At 73.0% G+C, this 16971-nt stretch carries 15 protein-coding genes; 11 read left to right on the top strand and 4 right to left on the bottom strand.

The features are described 5' to 3' along the window. Positions 1-297: 297 nt before the first annotated feature. From ACQUQD_RS21525 to ACQUQD_RS21565, 9 genes are all read left to right on the top strand, one after another. Positions 298-1395, top strand: coding sequence for a DUF3344 domain-containing protein (locus ACQUQD_RS21525; RefSeq protein WP_428953749.1), 1098 nt, complete (start codon positions 298-300; stop codon positions 1393-1395). Positions 1396-1415: 20 nt separating this feature from the next. Further along, positions 1416-2576 (top strand): glycosyltransferase family 4 protein, encoded by a 1161-nt coding sequence (locus tag ACQUQD_RS21530; protein WP_428953750.1) that lies wholly within the window; start codon positions 1416-1418, stop codon positions 2574-2576. Beyond that, on the top strand, positions 2573-4039 hold the full coding sequence (locus tag ACQUQD_RS21535) for a sugar transferase (protein WP_428953751.1): 1467 nt from the start codon (positions 2573-2575) through the stop codon (positions 4037-4039). The genes ACQUQD_RS21530 and ACQUQD_RS21535 overlap by 4 nt, the downstream gene beginning before the upstream one ends. Before the next feature lie 4 nt (positions 4040-4043). After that, on the top strand, positions 4044-5399 hold the full coding sequence (locus tag ACQUQD_RS21540) for an O-antigen ligase family protein (protein WP_428953752.1): 1356 nt from the start codon (positions 4044-4046) through the stop codon (positions 5397-5399). Continuing rightward, the gene (gene murJ, locus ACQUQD_RS21545; protein ID WP_428953753.1) at positions 5396-7057 is read left to right on the top strand and encodes a murein biosynthesis integral membrane protein MurJ; all 1662 of its coding nucleotides are present in this window, start codon (positions 5396-5398) and stop codon (positions 7055-7057) included. The genes ACQUQD_RS21540 and murJ overlap by 4 nt, the downstream gene beginning before the upstream one ends. Positions 7058-7127: 70 nt before the next feature. Continuing rightward, positions 7128-7829 (top strand): polysaccharide deacetylase family protein, encoded by a 702-nt coding sequence (locus tag ACQUQD_RS21550; RefSeq protein ID WP_428953754.1) that lies wholly within the window; start codon positions 7128-7130, stop codon positions 7827-7829. Continuing rightward, complete coding sequence (locus ACQUQD_RS21555) at positions 7826-8968, top strand: glycosyltransferase (RefSeq protein ID WP_428953755.1); 1143 nt, start codon at positions 7826-7828, stop codon at positions 8966-8968. Before ACQUQD_RS21550 ends, ACQUQD_RS21555 begins: the two co-directional genes overlap by 4 nt. Beyond that, positions 8968-9630, top strand: coding sequence for a lipopolysaccharide biosynthesis protein (locus tag ACQUQD_RS21560; RefSeq protein ID WP_428953756.1), 663 nt, complete (start codon positions 8968-8970; stop codon positions 9628-9630). Before ACQUQD_RS21555 ends, ACQUQD_RS21560 begins: the two co-directional genes overlap by 1 nt. Then, entirely contained in the window at positions 9630-10754 is a 1125-nt protein-coding gene (locus tag ACQUQD_RS21565; protein WP_428953757.1) for a GNAT family N-acetyltransferase, read from the top strand. The genes ACQUQD_RS21560 and ACQUQD_RS21565 overlap by 1 nt, the downstream gene beginning before the upstream one ends. 37 nt (positions 10755-10791) lie before the next feature. On the opposite strand, the gene ACQUQD_RS21570 is transcribed toward ACQUQD_RS21565, so the two are convergent. After that, complete coding sequence (locus ACQUQD_RS21570; RefSeq protein WP_428953758.1) at positions 10792-12162, bottom strand: glycosyl hydrolase; 1371 nt, start codon at positions 12160-12162, stop codon at positions 10792-10794. Between the two features lie 132 nt (positions 12163-12294). Here ACQUQD_RS21570 and ACQUQD_RS21575 point away from each other — a divergent pair, with 132 nt between their 5' ends. Then, positions 12295-13575 (top strand): ATP-grasp domain-containing protein, encoded by a 1281-nt coding sequence (locus tag ACQUQD_RS21575; protein WP_428953759.1) that lies wholly within the window; start codon positions 12295-12297, stop codon positions 13573-13575. Then, positions 13575-14849: an NAD(P)-binding domain-containing protein gene (locus tag ACQUQD_RS21580; protein ID WP_428953760.1), complete on the top strand. Its 1275-nt coding sequence runs from the start codon at positions 13575-13577 to the stop codon at positions 14847-14849. The genes ACQUQD_RS21575 and ACQUQD_RS21580 overlap by 1 nt, the downstream gene beginning before the upstream one ends. A gap of 229 nt (positions 14850-15078) precedes the next feature. Here ACQUQD_RS21580 and ACQUQD_RS21585 read toward each other — a convergent pair whose 3' ends face one another. The 3 genes from ACQUQD_RS21585 to ACQUQD_RS21595 all read right to left on the bottom strand — a co-directional run bounded on the left by ACQUQD_RS21585 (position 15079) and on the right by ACQUQD_RS21595 (position 16877). After that, positions 15079-15843, bottom strand: coding sequence for a chaplin (locus tag ACQUQD_RS21585; protein ID WP_428953761.1), 765 nt, complete (start codon positions 15841-15843; stop codon positions 15079-15081). Between the two features lie 118 nt (positions 15844-15961). Next, a complete protein-coding gene (locus ACQUQD_RS21590; RefSeq protein ID WP_428953762.1) occupies positions 15962-16195 on the bottom strand; it encodes a chaplin in 234 nt (77 codons plus the stop codon). Between the two features lie 271 nt (positions 16196-16466). Further along, the gene (locus ACQUQD_RS21595; RefSeq protein WP_428953763.1) at positions 16467-16877 is read right to left on the bottom strand and encodes a rodlin; all 411 of its coding nucleotides are present in this window, start codon (positions 16875-16877) and stop codon (positions 16467-16469) included. Positions 16878-16971 lie beyond the last annotated feature (94 nt).

Consider the following 16971-nt stretch of genomic DNA (forward strand, 5'->3'; position numbering starts at 1 on the left):
GACAGGTGCCCGGCTCGTGGTGCAACGGGGAGCCCCCGTACGGAGTTGCGGCCCCGAACGGGTGAATGTCCGTTGGGTCATTGAAGTGCGTCGCAGGGTGTCGACATGACCGGAGCGGCAATTTCACAACTCCAACACACATCGTGTATCAAGTGAAACTCACTTTCTTGCCGCTACTGTTGGCGGCTCCCCGTTCGGGCGGTATGCGCTGCAAGGGGTCAACAGATAAGTGTGATTTTCCTATTCACCTGTCTGGTGCTGCAGAACGTCTGTTCATTCCTGGAAGGGAAGCCGGCCGTGCGTAATTCGAAAGGCTGTTTCCTGCGCCGCGTGACGGTGGGTCTGCTGTCCCTGGCGGCGGTGTCCCTGCCCTGTCAGGCGACGGCGACGCCGACGGAGCCGGTCGCCGAGAAGCCCCGTATCCCGTTCACCGAGCGGTACGACGCCGTGCTGCACGGCGGGATCGTCCGCGCCGCCAACGCGGCCATCACCTGCCGGGGCGCCGCCTCGACCGAGAAGGTCGGGTGCGCCGAGGCGCGAGCGGGCGCGACGGCGGGCAACGGCGATTTCGACATGTTCTACACGGACATCGACCGCGACCCGAACACGTACAACTCGTCCGCCGCGGAGGTCCGTGTACCGGCCGGATCGCGCGTGACCTACGCACGTCTGTACTGGGGCGGGAACCTCCGGGTCGGAGAGCAGAAGCCGCCGCGTGACAACGGGCGCGTGCTGGTCGCGGAGCCCGGCGGCGAGTACAAGCAGGTGCTCGCCGACACCGTGGTCGGACACCGGGTCGCGGGCGGAGCGGACGCCTACCAGGCCTCCGCGGACGTCACCGACCTGGTGCGGTCCAGCGGGTCCGGCATGTACACCGTCGCGCAGCTGAACGTCGCCATGGGGCGCACCGCCGCGGGCGCCTGGGGCGGATGGACGCTCGTGGCCGCGTACGAGAACGAGTCCGAGCCGCTGCGGCATCTGTTCGTGCGGGACGGGTTCGACACCTTCGCCGGGCAGCACGCCGGCAAGTCCTTCCACGTGAAGGCGCCGCTCGCCGAAGGGGCGGGCGGCTACGCGGGGCTGGTCGCCTACAACGGTGACCGCGGCCGGACCGGCGACTCGTTGACGGTCTCGACCGGCCGGGGCGCGCCGGTGGCGCTGTCCGACCGGGCCAACCCCGCGGGCGATGTCCTCAACTCGACCATCAGCCAGCCGGGCGAGCGGCCGCTGCAGCGGACTCCCGCTCATGACAACACCCTCGGCTACGACTCCGACGTGTTCTCCCTCGACAAGGCCGTCGGCCGGGGCGGCAGGGCGTTGGACTTCCGGCTGGTCTCCACCAGGGACACGGCGTGGGTCGGGGTGCTCTTCGGCGCCGTCGACGCCCGGGCCTAGCCGCGTTCCTCAGTTCAGCCATGGAAAAGGCGATACCTGTGACGTCTGCACCCTTGCCGCCGCGCGTGCTTCACGTGACGCAACCGGTCGATGGCGGAGTGGCGCGCGTGGTGGCCGACCTCGTGCGCGGGCAGCTCGCCGCCGGGATGAAGGTCTCGGTGGCCTGCCCGCCCTCCGGCGGGCTCCCCGACGACGTGGCCGCCCTCGGCTGCGAGGTCCTGGAATGGCCGGCCGTGCGGTCGCCGCACCGGGGCGTGGTGCGGGAGGCGCGCCGGCTGGCCGACGTGGTGGCCCGGACCCGCCCCGACGTGATCCACGCCCACAGCGCCAAGGCGGGCCTGATCACCCGGCTCGTCGTCCGGGGCCGCGTGCCCACCGTCTTCCAGCCGCACGCCTGGTCCTTCGAAGCGGTCGGCGGGCTCGGCGCGCGCATGGCCCTGACCTGGGAACGGCGCGGAGCGCGCTGGGCGTCCCGGGTGGTCTGCGTCAGCCGGGCCGAGCGGGAGACGGGCGAGAGCCACGGGATCGACGCGCAGTGGCGGCTCGTCCCGAACGGGGTGGACCTGGAGCGCTTCCATCCGGAGGGGCCCGCCGAGCCGGGGCCGGCCGACGGATCCCCGGGCCCGCTCGTCGTGTGCGTGGGACGCCTGTGCCGCCAGAAGGGCCAGGACGTCCTCGTCGAGGCGTGGGACGGCGTCCTGCGCGAGGTGCCACAGGCCCGCCTGGCCTTGGTGGGCGACGGCCCCGACCTGGCGCGGCTGCGGGCCTCGGCACCCCCCTCGGTCCACTTCGCCGGGGCGGTCGACGACCCGGCCCCCTGGTACCGGGCGGCGGATCTGGTCGTCCTGCCCTCGCGGTGGGAGGGCATAGCTCTCGCCCCGCTGGAGGCCATGGCCTGCGGGAGCCCGGTGCTCGTCACGGATGTGGACGGGGCCCGCGAGAGTCTGCCGCCCCACCCGGCACCTTCGTGCCTGGTCCCGCCGGACGACCCCGCCGCTGTGACCCGGGCCCTCGTCGATCTGCTGCGCGACGCCGAAGGCCTTCGCGCACGGGGCCGGGACGCCTGCCGCCATGTGCACGCGCACCACGACGTCCGGCGCACCGCCGCGGCGGTCGCGGATGTGTACGGCGAACTTCTGGGTCTGGAGACCATCGAGTGCAGAGAGCCGATCACCACGTGACCCCGGAACGAACCGCCTCCGCCGTCGCCCGGCAGCCCGCCGAAGAGGCCGGCGCCCCCGCCACGGTCATCGCGCAGAGAGCCGCCGCCGGCAGCCGGATCACCCTGGTCGGCAGCCCCGTCCAGGACCACTCCTCCCGCGCGCTGCTGCTCGCGACGGACAGTACGGCGGCCCTGCTCGGCACGGTCGCCCTCACCCCGCTCCAGCGCCATCCGCTGCTGCTGGCGGGGTTCGTCCTCCTCGTCCTCGCACTGCTCCGGAACGCCGGTCTGTACCGCCGCGTCGACGAGCGGCTGATGCTCGACGACTGCCCCGCCGTCGCCGGACGCGTCGCGATCGCCTGGTGCGTGCTGGCGGCCGTCTCGGCGGGTCTGCCGCCGCTGCACGAGATCGGCTCCCGGGCGCTGCTCACCGGCGGCGCCGCCCATGCCGTGCTCACTCTCGCGGGGCGGGCGCTCGTCTACTGGCGGCGCCGGGCGGCCCTGGTCCGGCGGCCCTGCACCACCCTCCTGGTGGGCCCGGAGCCGACGGCCGCGCGCGTCGCCGCCGCCCTGCAGCGCCACCCGCGCAGCGGGGTCCGCCTCGTGGGCATCGTCAGCGACGGTGCGGCGGAGCAGCGCGCGAGCGACGCGGCACCGGCGCTGCCGGTGCTGACGACCGCGGGCGACATGCGCCGCGCGGTGATCCAGAACGGGGTCCGGCGGGCGATCCTGCTGGGCAGCTCCAGCGCCCCGGAGTACCGGAACTGGCTGCGCAGCCTGTCCGAACTGCACTGCGAGATCTGGGAGCTGGAGCCGGACACCTCGGCGTACGTCCCGGCGGACCGGACGGCCGGACGGTATCTCGCGGGGTTCCGCTGCCGGCCGGTCGTGGGGCCGGTCCTCCCGCTGCACCCCGGCAAGCGCGCCCTGGACCTGGCGGTCTCCTCCGTGCTGCTGGTGCTGGCCTCCCCGGTGCTCCTGACCTGCGCCGTCTGGCTGCGCCTCAGCGAGGGGCCCGGTGTGGTGTTCCGGCAGGAGCGCATCGGGAAGGACGGCCGGCCGTTCACCCTGCTGAAGTTCCGCACCCACCGGCCCGCCGACCCGATCGAGTCCGCGACGCGCTGGAGTGTCGCCAACGAGCACCAGATGCCCTGGTTCTGCCGGTTCCTGCGCCGCACCTCGCTGGACGAACTCCTCCAGCTGTGGAACGTCTTCCGCGGCGACATGAGCCTGGTCGGCCCGCGGCCCGAACGCCCGTACTTCGTCGTGCAGTTCAGCGAGACGCATCCCGGCTACAGCGAACGGCACCGGATGCCGACGGGGATCACCGGGCTCGCCCAGATCAACGGGCTGCGCGGCGACACGTCCATCGAGGACCGCTGCCGGTTCGACAACGCCTACATCGACAACTGGTCGCTCTGGCGGGACATCAGCATCCTGGTGCGCACGGCGACCGAATTCTTCCGCCCGACGGGAAGTTGACGAAGTGACAGTCCTCCCCGCCGTCGGCGGGCTCCACCCCGGTCCCGCCGCCGTGGTCCGGCGGGCCGTGCGCCGGGCCGGGCCCGTGCTCCCGGTCCTGCTGCTGATCAGCATGCTGGCTCTGCCCCTGGGGGAGGGGAGCCACGACGCGGGCAGCGGGGGCACGCCCGCCGACGCCGTCTCCGGGCTCGTCGTGATCTTCTGTGTCGGCCGTGCCGTGCGGCACGGGCTGCGCCCCCTGACGCGCACCGCGTACGTCGTGCTCGGGCTGCCCGTCATCGCCGTCGCGGTGGCCGCCCTCGGCGCCGACTCGCTGCCGAACGCCCTTCAGGGACTGGTGCGTTACTACCAGATCCTCGTGCTCGTCCCCGCCGCCGTGCTGCTCCTCGTACGGGACCGGCGCGACTTCCGGCTCGTCGGCTGGGCGCTGGTGGCGCTGGGACTGTGGCAGGGCTCGATCGGCGTCTACCAGTACCTGACCGGTACGGGCGCCTCGTACGCGGGCGAGGACATCCGGGCCGTCGGCACGTTCGGCGCCACCGATGTGATGGGCATGTCCACCGTGGTCGCGTACGGGCTGATCTGCGCGGTGGCCCTGGCCCTCGGGGGCGGGACGCCGCGCACGCGGCTCGTCGCGCTGGGCTGCGCGCTGGGGCTCGTGGTGCCGCTGGCGCTCTCCTTCAGCCGCGGTGCCTGGATCGCCACGGCCGTGGTCTGCGTGCTCCAGATCGCCCTCACCGGACTGCGCCGCGCCGCCCGCCTGTTCACCGTGGGCGTCGCCGTGGCGGTCGTCCTGGTCGGCGGGTTCGGCGTGGGCACGTCGATGCTCCAGGAGCGGCTGAGCAGCATCACGCAGGTCACGGCCGCGCCGGACCAGTCCGTGACGGACCGGTACACCATGTGGGCGGCGGCGATCGACATGTGGGAGGAGCACCCCGCCACCGGCGTGGGGCTCAAGAACTTCCCCGCCTACCGCGACAGCCACGCGTCGATCGCGCTGTCCGCGGGCAGCGACGTGGCCGGCGCGGGATCGGACTTCCGCCGCCAGCCGCTGCTGTCGCCGCACAACATGTACCTGCTGGTGCTCAGCGAGCAGGGTCTGCTGAGCCTGTGCGCCATCGTGGGGGCCTGGGCCGCGATGCTGGTGTGCGGCGCGCGGCGGCTGGCCGGGGCGCACCGCCGGGGAAGCGGCCTCGACTGCGGGCTCATCGCGTGCGGGCTGCTCGTCTGGCAGATGATCGACTTCGCGTACGCGGACATCGGCGGGCCCTCGACGGTGCTCACCGCCGTCGTGTTCGGCCTGGTCGCCTGGTGGGCGCTGGCCCCGGCGGCGGTCTCCGAGGCGGCAGCCGAGCGATGAAACCCACGCTTCCCCCCGACGGCGACGAGGCACTGCGCTCCCCCGCGGTGCCGCCGCAGCAGCCGGCCCCGCCCGTCGTCGACAAGGGCCGCGACGCCCACGGCGCCTCGAACACCTTCCTGGCCCGGGCCGCGCTGCTGACGGCCGTGCTCTCCGCCGCCGGGTCGCTGCTCGGCCTCGTACGGGACCAGGCGCTGGCGCACCTCTTCGGAGCCGGCAGCGAGACGGACGCCTTCCTGGTGGCGTGGACCGTGCCCGAGGTCGCCTCGACGCTGCTCATCGAGGACGGGCTCGCGTTCATGCTCGTGCCCGCCTTCAGTGCCGCGATCGCCGCGCGCGCCGCGGCGCCGAAGGGCCAGGACCCGGTGCGGGCCCTGGTGGCCACCTCGCTGCCCCGGCTCACGCTGGCCTTCGTGGCCTCCGCCGTGCTCCTGATGATCGGCGCGCCCCAGCTCGTCGAGCTGCTCGCGCCGGGCCTTCCCGACCCCCAACTGGCCGTGGACTGCACGCGGTTGACCGCGACCTGCGTACTGACCTTCGGGCTCACCGGGTACTGCAGCGCCGCGCTGCGCGCCCACAGCGACTATCTCGCCCCGGCCGCCATCTACGTCGCGTACAACGTCGGCATCATCGTCACGCTGCTGGTGCTGGCCGACCGCTGGGGCGTGCGCGCCGCCGCCGCGGGTGTGGCGGTGGGCGGCTGTCTGATGGTGCTGGTCCAGGCGCCGTCACTGCGCCGCAGGCTGAAGAGCGCCGCGTACCGGGCCGCCGCGGACGGCAAGGAGGCGGCGAAGAAGCAGTCGATGAACATGGCGCTGATCGCGACCGTGCTGCTCTTCGCGCTGTGCCGCCAGTCGCAGGTCTTCATCGAGCGCTTCCTCGCCTCCTCCCTGCCGTCAGGGGCCATCTCGCACCTCAACTACGCGCAGAAGGTGGCGCAGTTGCCGATGGTGCTCTCGCTGATGCTGTGCACGGTCACCTTCCCCGTGGTGGCGAAGGCGCTGGCCCGCGGGGACACCGAGCGGGCGCGGGACCGGGTCGAGCGCGATGTGGCGCTCGCCGCCTGCATCGTCCTGAGCGGCGCGGCCGTGGTGTTCGCCTGCGCCCCGCAGATCATCCAGCTGCTGTTCCAGCGCGGCGCGTTCACGGACGCCGACACCGCGGCCACCGCGTCCATCATGCGCGTCTACTCGCTGGGCCTGCTGGGGCACTGCCTCGTCGGCGCGCTGGTCCGCTCCTACTTCTCCGCCGGCCGGCCCACCTGGTACCCGGTGGCCTCGATGGCCGCGGGCATGACGCTCACGGCCGGCACGGGAACCTGGGCCGTCGCGATCTGGGGGGTCGGCGGCATCGCCGCGGCCAACGCCCTGGGCATCACGTTCACCGCTGTGCTGCTGCTGACGGCGATGGACAAGCGCAGCGTCCCCGTGCGGCTGCCCGTGGTGCTGCTCGAACTCGCCAAGACGCTGCTCGCGGCCGTGGCCGCCACGGCCGCCGGGCTGCTGTGCACGGCCCGGATCGAGCAGCCGCTGGGTGCACTCGCCGTCGGTTGCCTGGCCATCGGGGCCGTCTTCGGCTTCCTTCTGTGGGCCCTGAACGTCCAGGCGTTTCTGCCCGCCGTCCGCATCGCGACCAGAAAGCTCCGCAATGCCCGTTGAAACAGTGCTCCAGGAACCACCCGGCCCCAGGACCAGGGAACGTCTGCCCGGGCGTTCTCCGTGGGTGGCGATGTACCACTCCGTGGACGACTGCACCGACGACCCGTACAACGTCACCGTCACCCCCGACCGTCTGCGGCAACAGCTGGGCTGGCTGCGCTCGCGCGGGCTGCGCGGCGTCAGCATGGCGGAACTCCTCGACGCCCGGACCCGCGGCGCGGGCCGCGGCCTGGTCGGCCTCACCTTCGACGACGGGTACGGGGACTTCGTCGAGAACGCCCTGCCGCTGCTCAAGCACTACCAGTGCTCCGCCACGGTCTTCGTCCTGCCGGGCCGGCTCGGCGGGGAGAACGGCTGGGACGCCGAGGGCCCGCGCAAGCCGCTGCTGACCGCGCAGGGCATCCGGGCGGCCGCGGCGGCCGGCATGGAGATCGGTTCGCACGGGCTGACGCATGTCGACCTCACCCGCGCGGACGAGGAGCAGCGCCGGGCCGAGATCCAGCGGAGCAAGGCGCAGATCGAAGAGCTCACCGGCGGCGAGGTGCACGGCTTCTGCTACCCGTACGGATACGTCGACACCCCGACGGTGGACGCCGTCCGCCGGGCCGGCTACCGCTACGGCTGCGCCATCTCCCCGGGCTCCCTGACCAGCGTGCACGCGCTGCCCCGGGTGTACGTCGGGCAGCGGGACAGCCCCTGGCGGCTCGAAGTCAAGCGCCGTATCCACCGGGTACGAAGACGCGCCTGGCACGTCGGGGAGGGCGCGCGGTGAAGGTCCTCCACGTCATCACCGGCCTGGGCGCCGGCGGCGCGGAACAGCAACTGCGGCTCCTCCTGCGCCACATGCCGGACTCGCACGACGTCGTGACCCTGACCAACCCGGGCCAGGTCGCCGAGGGCCTGCGCCGGGACGGCGTCCGCGTCGCCCATCTCGACATGGCCGGGAACCGGGACCAGCGCGCCCTGCCCCGCCTCGTCCGGCTCATCCGCGCCGGCCGCTACGACATCGTCCACACGCACCTCTACCGCGCCTGCCTGTACGGCCGGATCGCGGCCCGCGTGGCCGGGGTGCGGGCGGTCGTCGCCACGGAACACTCCCTGGGCGACGGCCAGATCGAGGGGCGCCCGCTGACCCGCGGCGTACGGGCCCTCTATCTGGCGGGCGAGAAGCTGGGCCGCACGACCATCGCCGTGTCCCCGGCCGTGGCCGAGCGGCTGCACCTGTGGGGAGTCGCCCCGCAGCGCGTGCGCGTCGTCCCGAACGGTGTCGACGTCGCGCGCTTCGCCTACGACCCCGCCGCCCGGGCCAGGACCCGGGCCGCCCTCGGCCTGCCGCCCGACGCCTTCGTCATCGGCGGGGTGGGGCGGCTGGTGCCGGGCAAGCGGTTCGACGTCCTGATCGCCGCGCTGCGCGAACTCCCCGACGACGTGCGGCTCCTGCTGGTCGGCACGGGACCGGAGCAGGAGCTCCTCGGGCAGGCGGCGCTGCGCGCCGGAGTGCTCGACCGGGTCGTCTTCGCGGGGGAGCGCCCGCACACGGCCCCGGACCTCCCCGGCGCCGCCGTCGACCTGCCCGCGCTGATGTCCGCGACGGACGTGCTCGCCTCGCCGTCCGTCGACGAGGCGTTCGGCCTGGCCGTGGTGGAGGCGCTGGCCGCGGGGCTGCCCGTCCTCTACGTGACCTGCCCCGCGGTCGACGACCTGCCGCCGGGAACGGCCGCCCGAGCCGTCCGTGTCCCGTGCGACCCCGCCTCGTTCGTCCGTGAAATCCGAAGAATCCGCACCGAGCCGGCCGGCGCCAGGCCGCCGTCGGAGGCCGCCCTCCACTACAGCATCGCCCGCAGTGCCGCACTGCACCACGAGGTGTACGCGACGGCCGTGGGCGCACCGACCTCAGGAGTGAGTACGTGATGACCGAAGCCGCTCAGGACAGGGACATCTCCCGCACGCTGCGCGCCCGGACCGGGGCGCGCACGAGGAAACTGCCGCGATGGTGGCCGCTGCCGCTGGGCATCGTGGTCGGCGCCCTCGCCGGCGGCACGTACGCGGTGGCCAGTACGCCGCAGTACACGGCGACGAGTTACGTGATCGCCGTGCCGACGGAGAAGTCCGACCCCATGTCCGCGCTCGGCTTCGCGCAGGCGTACAGCCGCGTGGCCACGGAGGTCGCGGTGCTGAGCGACGCGCAGGTCGCGGCGGGCGTGCCGGTCCGGACGCTGCAGTCGGACGTCCGCGCGCAGACGTCGCCGGACGCGCCCATGGTCGCGATCTCGGCGTCGTCGGAGAAGCCCGCCCAGGCCATGGCGATGGCCAACGCCGTCGCCCGCGCGCTCACCACGAACGCCAGCCACACCAAGGACGACACCCACGTCGAACTGCTGCGCTTCACGCGGGCGGTGAAGCCGACCGAGCCCTCGTCGGCCTCCGGCGGCCTGACGACCCTCGTCGGCGCCTGCGCCGGCGGACTGCTCGGCGGGCTGGCGCTGCTGCTGCGTCCGCGCCGGACGACCGAACCGGCCACGCCCACCGTCCCGGCCCCCGCCGCCGCGGCCGGCGTGCGGGGCGGCGCCTGATGCCGGAAGGCGCGTCCGGGCCCGTGGTCACGGTGTGCGGCGATGCGGCCGAGTTCGGGGCGCTGCGCGAGGAGTGGAACCGGCTGCACCGGGCCTGCGGCACCGCGACACCGTTCCAGAGCCACGCCTGGCTGCATTCCTGGTGGCTGTCCTACGGCGGCGGCAGCCGGCTGTGCGTCGTGCTCGTACGCCAGGGCGGCCGGCTCGTGGCCGCCGCCCCGCTGATGCGGCGGCCGCGCCCCTTCCCGACGCTGACGCCGCTCGGGACGGACATCTCCGACTTCAGCGATGTCCTCGTCGAGGCGGATCCGGCCGGTTCGGCCGACCGTGCCCTCGACGCCCTGGGCGCCGGACTGTGGCGGCTGGCCAGGGGCGCCGTGATCGACTTCCGCGAGGTGCGGCCGGGCAGCGCGGTCGAGGCCCTGCACGACAGGTGGCCGGGACCGCGCCGCCGGCTCGACGACTCGGCGTGCCTGGAACTGCCCGCCCTGCCGATGGACGACCTGGTGCAGCGGCTGCCCCGGCCCAGGGCCCAGCGCGCCCGGGCCAAGATGCGCAAGCTGGACGCGATGGGGATCGAGCGCCGTGTCGTCCCCCCGGCCGAGGCCGGTTCGTCGGTACGCCGTCTCCTGGACCTCCACCGGCTGCAGTGGCAGGAGCGGAAGGTGACGACGGAGCACGTCAAGCCGCGCTTCGCCGAGCACCTGAGCCGCTCGGTCGCCCTGATGGCCGAGACGGGGGACGCCGTCGTCACGGAGTTCTCCCTGGACGGCGCCGTGGTGGCCGCCGATCTGACCTTCGTGTCCCCCCGGCTCGCGGGCGGCTACCTCTACGGCGCGCACCCGGAGCTGAGGGAACGCAAGATCGACGTCGCCACGATGCTGCTGCGCTCCTGCGCCCAGCATCTGCAGGACGGTTCCCCGGCCGGGGTGCTGAGCCTGCTGCGGGGCACCGAGCCCTACAAGCTGCACTGGCGCCCCGAGCAGGTGGTCAACCAGCGGTTCCTCCTGGCCCGCCGCGGCTCCGCCCCCCAGCTGGCCGCACTCCTCGCCGACCGCCGCGCGCGGTCCCTGGCCAAGCAGGCGCGACGGGCCTGGAAGGAGCGCGGTGGCGGCCGGGCCTAGAGCCCGGGCCGCCACCGCGTCCTGTGGTCACGCCGGTTCAGGAATTGCGCTCCCACCAGTCGAACCGCAGGCACAGCTTGCCGCCGAGCCAGTGCTCGACCCAGTCACCCAGATCGATCGGCGAACACTTCGGGGGCTCGGTCGGGTCGGTCGGCTGCGTGGGCTCGGTCGGCTTGTCGCGTCCGGTCAACGCGTTCCGGTAGACCTCCGAGGCCTTCGGGTTGTCGTCGCACTGCCACACACCGTGCGGGCAGTAGTCCGTGAGCGTGTTGTAGAGCGGCTTGTGCTCGTCCATCCAGGCGAGCATCCGGCTCATGTACTCGGAGTTGTCGCCGTTACGGAAGAGCCCCCACTCCGGGTAGGAGATCGGCTTGCCGTGCTGCGCCGCGAAGTCGACCTGCTGCTGCAGCCCGTACGGCTCGGACACCTGCTCGTCGAAGGACTTGCCCTCCGGCTGGTCGTACGAGTCCATGCCGACGATGTCCACCACGTCGTCGCCGGGGTAGCACTCGGTCCACGGCACGGCGTCCCGGCCCCGGCTGGGCGTGAAGTCGAAGCGGAACTTCTGCCCCGGCACGGACCGCATCACCGTCACGATCCGGGTCCAGTACTTCTTCCACGCCGCCGGGTCGGGACCACAGCGGTGCGTGTACGTGGTGCCGTTCATCTCCCAGCCGAGCACCACGACGGTGTCCGGCACGTCCAGGTCGACCAGGCGCTCGGCCAGGGCCCGGAAGTGCTCGTCGAAGTCGCCCGCCGCGCCCTGCCGGAGCAGGCCGCGTACCTCGGTGTCCGACACGCCTTCCTCGTTGCGCTCCAGCATGGGCACGTTGAGGACGAACAGCCGGTCGTCACGCTCCCGGCGCCACTTCGCCCAGCTGTCGAGGAACGAGGGGGTGCCCTCGATGTTGGTCCACCGGTCGCCGGGCAGATAGGTGTGCCCCACGCGCAGGTCGGCGCCGCCGAGCCATTTCGACAGCTTGGTCATCCGCGTCACGCCGCGCGGCCCGAAGTCCAGATAGGCCCCGAACGCCGGGAACTTGTCTGGCTTCGTGGACGGGTCGGCACTCGGCTCCGTACTCGGCTCGGCGCTCGCCCCGGTGCTCGGTTCCGGGCTCGGGGACGTCTCCGCGGACGGCGGGACGGCCGTCGTCGGATCGGGGCTCGGGACGGTGCTCGGCTCCGGAGCGGGCGGGGTGCTCGCCGCGGCCGGGACGGGTGTGCCGGGCGTCTCCGTCGGCCACCACGGGACGGCCGACGAGGTGCCGGGTGGAGTCGGCTCGCCGCGCGGGCTCGCGTCCGCGCGCTCGATGGACACGGATCCTGACGCGACCACCAGGGGGATCAGGACCCCTGCCGCGATCAGCGGGAGTCGCCTGCGCTTCATCCCTCGGCGTTTTCCGTCCATGCCTGCTCCTCGTGCCGTACTCGCTCCATTCCTGACACTCAGTCATATGAATGCTTATGGCGCCAATCGTGGAACAGCCGATGGCCGCCCTTCGTCACCCTCACGGGTTAATTCCTGGAAAGGAATCGACACATGCTCGACCCCTGTGTCCCGGTCGTGCTGCTGCGGATCGATCCCAACCCCTTCCACCACGGAACGCTGGGCGCCGTCAGATCCCTGGGACGCTGCGGTGCGGAGGTGCACGTGGCGGCCGAGGCCGGGGGAAGCCCGGTGGCCCGCTCCCGTTTCGTCAGCCAGATGCATACCCCGCCGGCCCCGGGCGCGACGCCCGGCGAGGTGGGCAGGGTCCTGTGGCGGACCGCGGCGCGGGTCGCCCGACCGGCGGTGTTGATCCCGATGGATGACGCCGGGGCCATCGCGGTGAGCGAACTGCGCGAGGAGCTGACCGGGACGTTCCTGCTGCCGGAGCAGCCCCGGCACCTCGCCGAGCGGGTCGCCGACAAGGCACGGCTGCCCGAACTGTGCCGGGCCGCCGGCATCGGACACCCCGTCACGGTGCAGCCGCGCGACGAGCACGAGGCGTACCGCGCGGTCGCGGAGCTGGGCCTGCCCGCCGTCGCGAAGTGGAGCCGCCCGTGGCTGCTCCCGCAGGGCTCCGGCCTGCGCAGCACCTGCCTGATCGGCTCCGCGGAGGAGGCGCGCGACCTCTACCGGCGCGGCCTCGGCACCGGCGGCGAGCTCCTGCTCCAGAAGTACCTGGCGGCGGGGCGGGACAGCGACTGGTTCTTCCACGGCTACGTCGACCGGGCCGGGCGCCTGCACGCAGGGGGAGCCGGCAGCAAGCGTCAGGCGTGGCCCCGTGGCGCCGGGCTGACCGCCGTCGGCCGCTGGGCCCCTCTCCCGGAACTGCAGGCCATGGTCGAGCGCCTGGTCGAGGGGCTGGAGTACCGGGGCATCTTCGACATCGACTTCCGGGTCGACGCGGAGACGGGCCGGTACTGCCTGCTGGACTTCAACCCCCGGCCCGGAGCGCAGTTCAGGCTGTTCGCGGACGGCAACGGCCTGGACGTCGTACGGGCCCAGTACCTCGACCTGACCCATCAGCCGCTCCCCGCCGGGCGCGCGCTGCCGGGCCGCACCTTCGTCGTGGAGAACTACGCGCCGCTGACCGCGCTCAAGTCCCTGGTGACCTCCGCCCTCCCCGCCCAACGAGGCTCCGAAGCACGGGAGTTCGCCTGGCACGCCCGGGACGACCCCTCGCCCGCGTGGGGCATGGCCACCGAGTGGCCGCAGCACGCGGCACGCCGACTGCTGCGCCGGGCCAGGCCGACGGCCGCCGACGCCCGCCCCGACGCCACGCACCCCCCTGCCGCCGTCCGGACCACCGCAGCCGAAAGAAAGGCGAACTGCTGATGTACGACCTGCTGATCGTGGGGGCCGGCCCTTACGGCTTGTCCATCGCCGCGCACGCCGAAGCCCGCGGACTCGGTACGCGGGTCTTCGGGAGGCCGATGGAGTCGTGGCGGGACCACATGCCCCGCGGCATGTTCCTCAAGTCGGAACCGTGGGCCTCCGACCTCTCCGCGCCCCGGCCCGGATACCGCCTCCAGCAGTACTGCGCCGACCGCGGCGTGGACGCACGGCACGGGCACCCCATCCCCGTGGACACGTTCGCGTCGTACGGGCAGTGGTTCGCCCGCCACGCGGTGACGCCCCCGGACGAGCGGATGATCGTCCGCGTCGACGCGGCACCCCACGGATTCACGGCCGAGACCGAGGACGGTCAGATCCTGCGCAGCAGGGCCGTCGCGCTGGCCACCGGGGTGCTGCCGTACCTGCACATCCCGCAGGCCCTGCGGGGGCTGACGGAGGATCACGTGACGCACAGCAGCATGCACAGCGACCTCGGCCGGTTCCGTGGGGCGGACGTCACGGTCGTCGGCGCGGGCCAGGCGGCACTGGAGACCGCGGCGCTCCTCGCCGAACAGGGGACTCGGGTACGCATCGTGGCCCGCGCCCCCGGGCTGGCCTGGAACAGTGTCCCGCCGCCCTGGGTGCGGCCCTGGTGGAAGAGTCTGCGCGCACCCCACAGCGGCCTGGGCTGCGGCTGGCGCAACTGGTTCTACGCGGAGCGGCCGGGAGCCTTCCGGCGGCTGCCCGAGCGCACCCGCGCCGAGGTCACCGCGACGGCGCTGGGGCCCGCGGGCGCCTGGTGGGTGCGGGACCGGGTGACGGAGGGGGCCGTCGACCTCCGGATGGGGCGCACGGTGGTGGACGCGAACCTGTCGTCGGGGCGGATCCACCTCCGCACGGCCGGTCCGGCGGCGGGCGCGGAGGACTTCGAGACCGATCACGTCATCGCGGCCACGGGCTTCCGGGCGAGCCGCGCGCGGATGACCGTGCTGGCGCCCCGGGTACGGAACCTGCTCGCCCGGGACCCCGAATCCGCACCGGGCGTGGGGCGCGGCTTCGCGTCCGCCTACCCGGGGCTCTTTCTCGCGGGGCTGGTCACCGCGGCGGACTTCGGGCCGGCCATGCGGTTCGTCCACGGGGCGTCGTACACGGCGCCGGCCCTGGTCGACGGGGTCGTACGCCATCTGGCGCGGCAGCCCTGGCGGGGCGGCCCGGTGGTCCCGCCGGGCCGCAGGCAGCTGCCGGACCCCGTCACCGTCGCGTCCGACGGCTGAGAGTCGCGGGCCCTCAGGACCCGTTGGGGTGAGTTCGCGGGCGAATGGGTGAACCGGTTCTTCTGGGCGGGCGGGCCGGTGGTCCACTGGCACGCGTCATGAGAACGGCCGCGCTGCCTTCCTCCCAGCCGTCGGCTCCACGCCGTGTGGAGGCAGCCTGTATCCGCGGCGTCTCCGTGGCCTCCGTGGGTCGGGAAGAGCGTGTGGGTAGCTCTTCCCGACCCGGCGCTCATCGCCCTGCGGCACGCGCCCTGCGGTACAGGACCCCGCCCCCGACCAGCAGCCCGGCGCTGGCGGCCGCGGCCGCCAGAAGGTTCTGATCGGCTCCGGTGTCGGCGAGTTGCTCCCGCGCGACGGACGCCTGACGCACGACGGGCACCTGCGCCGCGGACAGCGCCTCCTGCCGCACGACCGGCCGGGCCGCACGGACCGGGCCCGGCGCCGGAACGGCCCGGTCGGTGGCGGGCGTCGCGGGGGTGCCGGGGCCCGCGGGAGGAAGCTCGGCCTCGGCGGGCGGCGGAGTCGCCGACGCGTCGCCGGAGTTCGCGCACGCGTTGCCCGTCACCGGGTTGAGGGCGCCCACCACGTCGACGGTGTTGCCGCAGAGATCCAGGCCGATGTCCACGGGTGCCTGCACCGAGTTCCCGGACAGGACACCCCCGGACTGCGCGGACTGCGCCGTGCTGCTCGCCTGGGACGTCTGCGCCTCGTCGGCGTGGCTCCCGGCCGCTTCGTCGCCGTACCCGTCCGCATCGTGCTCAGCGGCGGCGGTGGCGTCGGACCGGCCGGCGCAGTGGTTGCCCGAGGCGGGGTTCGCCGCGGCCACTCCGTCGACGCTGTTGCCGCAGAGGTTCACGGGAACCGACAACGGAGCCGCGACCGAATTGCCCGACAGCACGCCGGGCGAACCGCCCGACTGCTCCTGGTCGCCGGTCATGGCGGACGCGCTGGTGCCGGGCATGGACAGAATGCCGGTCGCCGCCGCGGCCGCCATGATGCCCATTCTCAGTGCCTGCCTCAATGCGTTTCCCTTCCTGCTCGAAAAGTGGAAGCCGACCCTGGTTCCCGAGGGCATCCAGGGTCGGCCGGGAGGCGTGACCGCAGTCGCTGCGTCAGCTGTTGGCGCAGGTGTTGCCGAACGTGGGGTTCAGCAGCGCGATGACGTCGATGCTGTTGCCGCAGAAGTTGACCGGCACGTGGACCGGGACCTGCAGGACGTTGCCGGACAGGACGCCCGGGGAGCCCACGGCCGCGGCCTCGGCGCCGGAGTCGGCGAACGCGGGGGCCGCCATGCCGAGGGCCATGACCGCACCGGCCACGATGACAGCGCTCTTCTTCAGAGACATGTTTCTCTCCATTTGCTCAGAAAAATGACCGAGATGCCTGACCGCCGGAATGGGATTACTTATTCCGGGCGGCCGGCCCCTCTGAAATGCGAACGAGTCAGCGTCCGAGTTGGAAACTGCATTGCCTCGCGCGGCGGCCAGATTCACCCCGACGAAGTTCCATGCGTGATGGATGGAATTTGATCCGGCAAGAAGAAAACGCGATGAAAAAAGCCCGGGCCACCCGCTCCGGAAGGAGCGGGCGGCCCGGGCTGTCCGTGCGGCGGCTGGATCAGCCGTTCTGCACGCCGTTGCCGGCCAGGACCGGGATGTCGTTCAGGATGTGCGACAGCGGCTCGTCGCCCTTGGCCTGGGTCGAGTTCTCGACGCACTGCTGGTTCTGCGGGGCGGACAGGACGGGGATGTCCTGGACCGACACCGGCACGACACCGACGAGCGAGCCGGCGTTGGCCTTGGCCGGCAGGCCGATGCAGGGCTTGTTCAGCGAACCCTGGACCAGGCCGAGCTGCGGGCTCATGTCGCCCTCGGTCACGGAGTTGCCGAAGGCCTGCTCGGCACCGTTGCCGCTGGCCGACGTGGTACCCGTGTCGTCGCCGATGGCGAGCGCCTGCGGGGCGGCCGCGGCCGAGACACCGACGACGGAAACGGCGACTGCAGCTGCAGCCATAGCCTTCTTGAGCATTGATCTGTTCCTTTTCTGACAGGCACCGGTTACTGCGAATGAAACAACTCCGGGAACGGGTGAATAGTTCTGCGGATTCACTCGATTGGCCAGG

The organism is Streptomyces sp. cg35 (assembly GCF_050410835.1).
Taxonomy (GTDB): domain Bacteria; phylum Actinomycetota; class Actinomycetes; order Streptomycetales; family Streptomycetaceae; genus Streptomyces.

Coding starts and splice junctions, on each gene's coding strand:
- ACQUQD_RS21565 (WP_428953757.1), top strand. CDS start 9,630: ATGCCGGAAGGCGCGTCCGGGCCCGTGGTCACGGTGTGCGGCGATGCG.
- ACQUQD_RS21585 (WP_428953761.1), bottom strand. CDS start 15,843: ATGGCGGCCGCGGCGGCGACCGGCATTCTGTCCATGCCCGGCACCAGC.
- ACQUQD_RS21590 (WP_428953762.1), bottom strand. CDS start 16,195: ATGTCTCTGAAGAAGAGCGCTGTCATCGTGGCCGGTGCGGTCATGGCC.
- ACQUQD_RS21560 (WP_428953756.1), top strand. CDS start 8,968: ATGACCGAAGCCGCTCAGGACAGGGACATCTCCCGCACGCTGCGCGCC.
- ACQUQD_RS21580 (WP_428953760.1), top strand. CDS start 13,575: ATGTACGACCTGCTGATCGTGGGGGCCGGCCCTTACGGCTTGTCCATC.
- ACQUQD_RS21530 (WP_428953750.1), top strand. CDS start 1,416: ATGGAAAAGGCGATACCTGTGACGTCTGCACCCTTGCCGCCGCGCGTG.
- ACQUQD_RS21595 (WP_428953763.1), bottom strand. CDS start 16,877: ATGCTCAAGAAGGCTATGGCTGCAGCTGCAGTCGCCGTTTCCGTCGTC.
- ACQUQD_RS21575 (WP_428953759.1), top strand. CDS start 12,295: ATGCTCGACCCCTGTGTCCCGGTCGTGCTGCTGCGGATCGATCCCAAC.
- ACQUQD_RS21570 (WP_428953758.1), bottom strand. CDS start 12,162: ATGGACGGAAAACGCCGAGGGATGAAGCGCAGGCGACTCCCGCTGATC.
- murJ (WP_428953753.1), top strand. CDS start 5,396: ATGAAACCCACGCTTCCCCCCGACGGCGACGAGGCACTGCGCTCCCCC.
- ACQUQD_RS21550 (WP_428953754.1), top strand. CDS start 7,128: ATGTACCACTCCGTGGACGACTGCACCGACGACCCGTACAACGTCACC.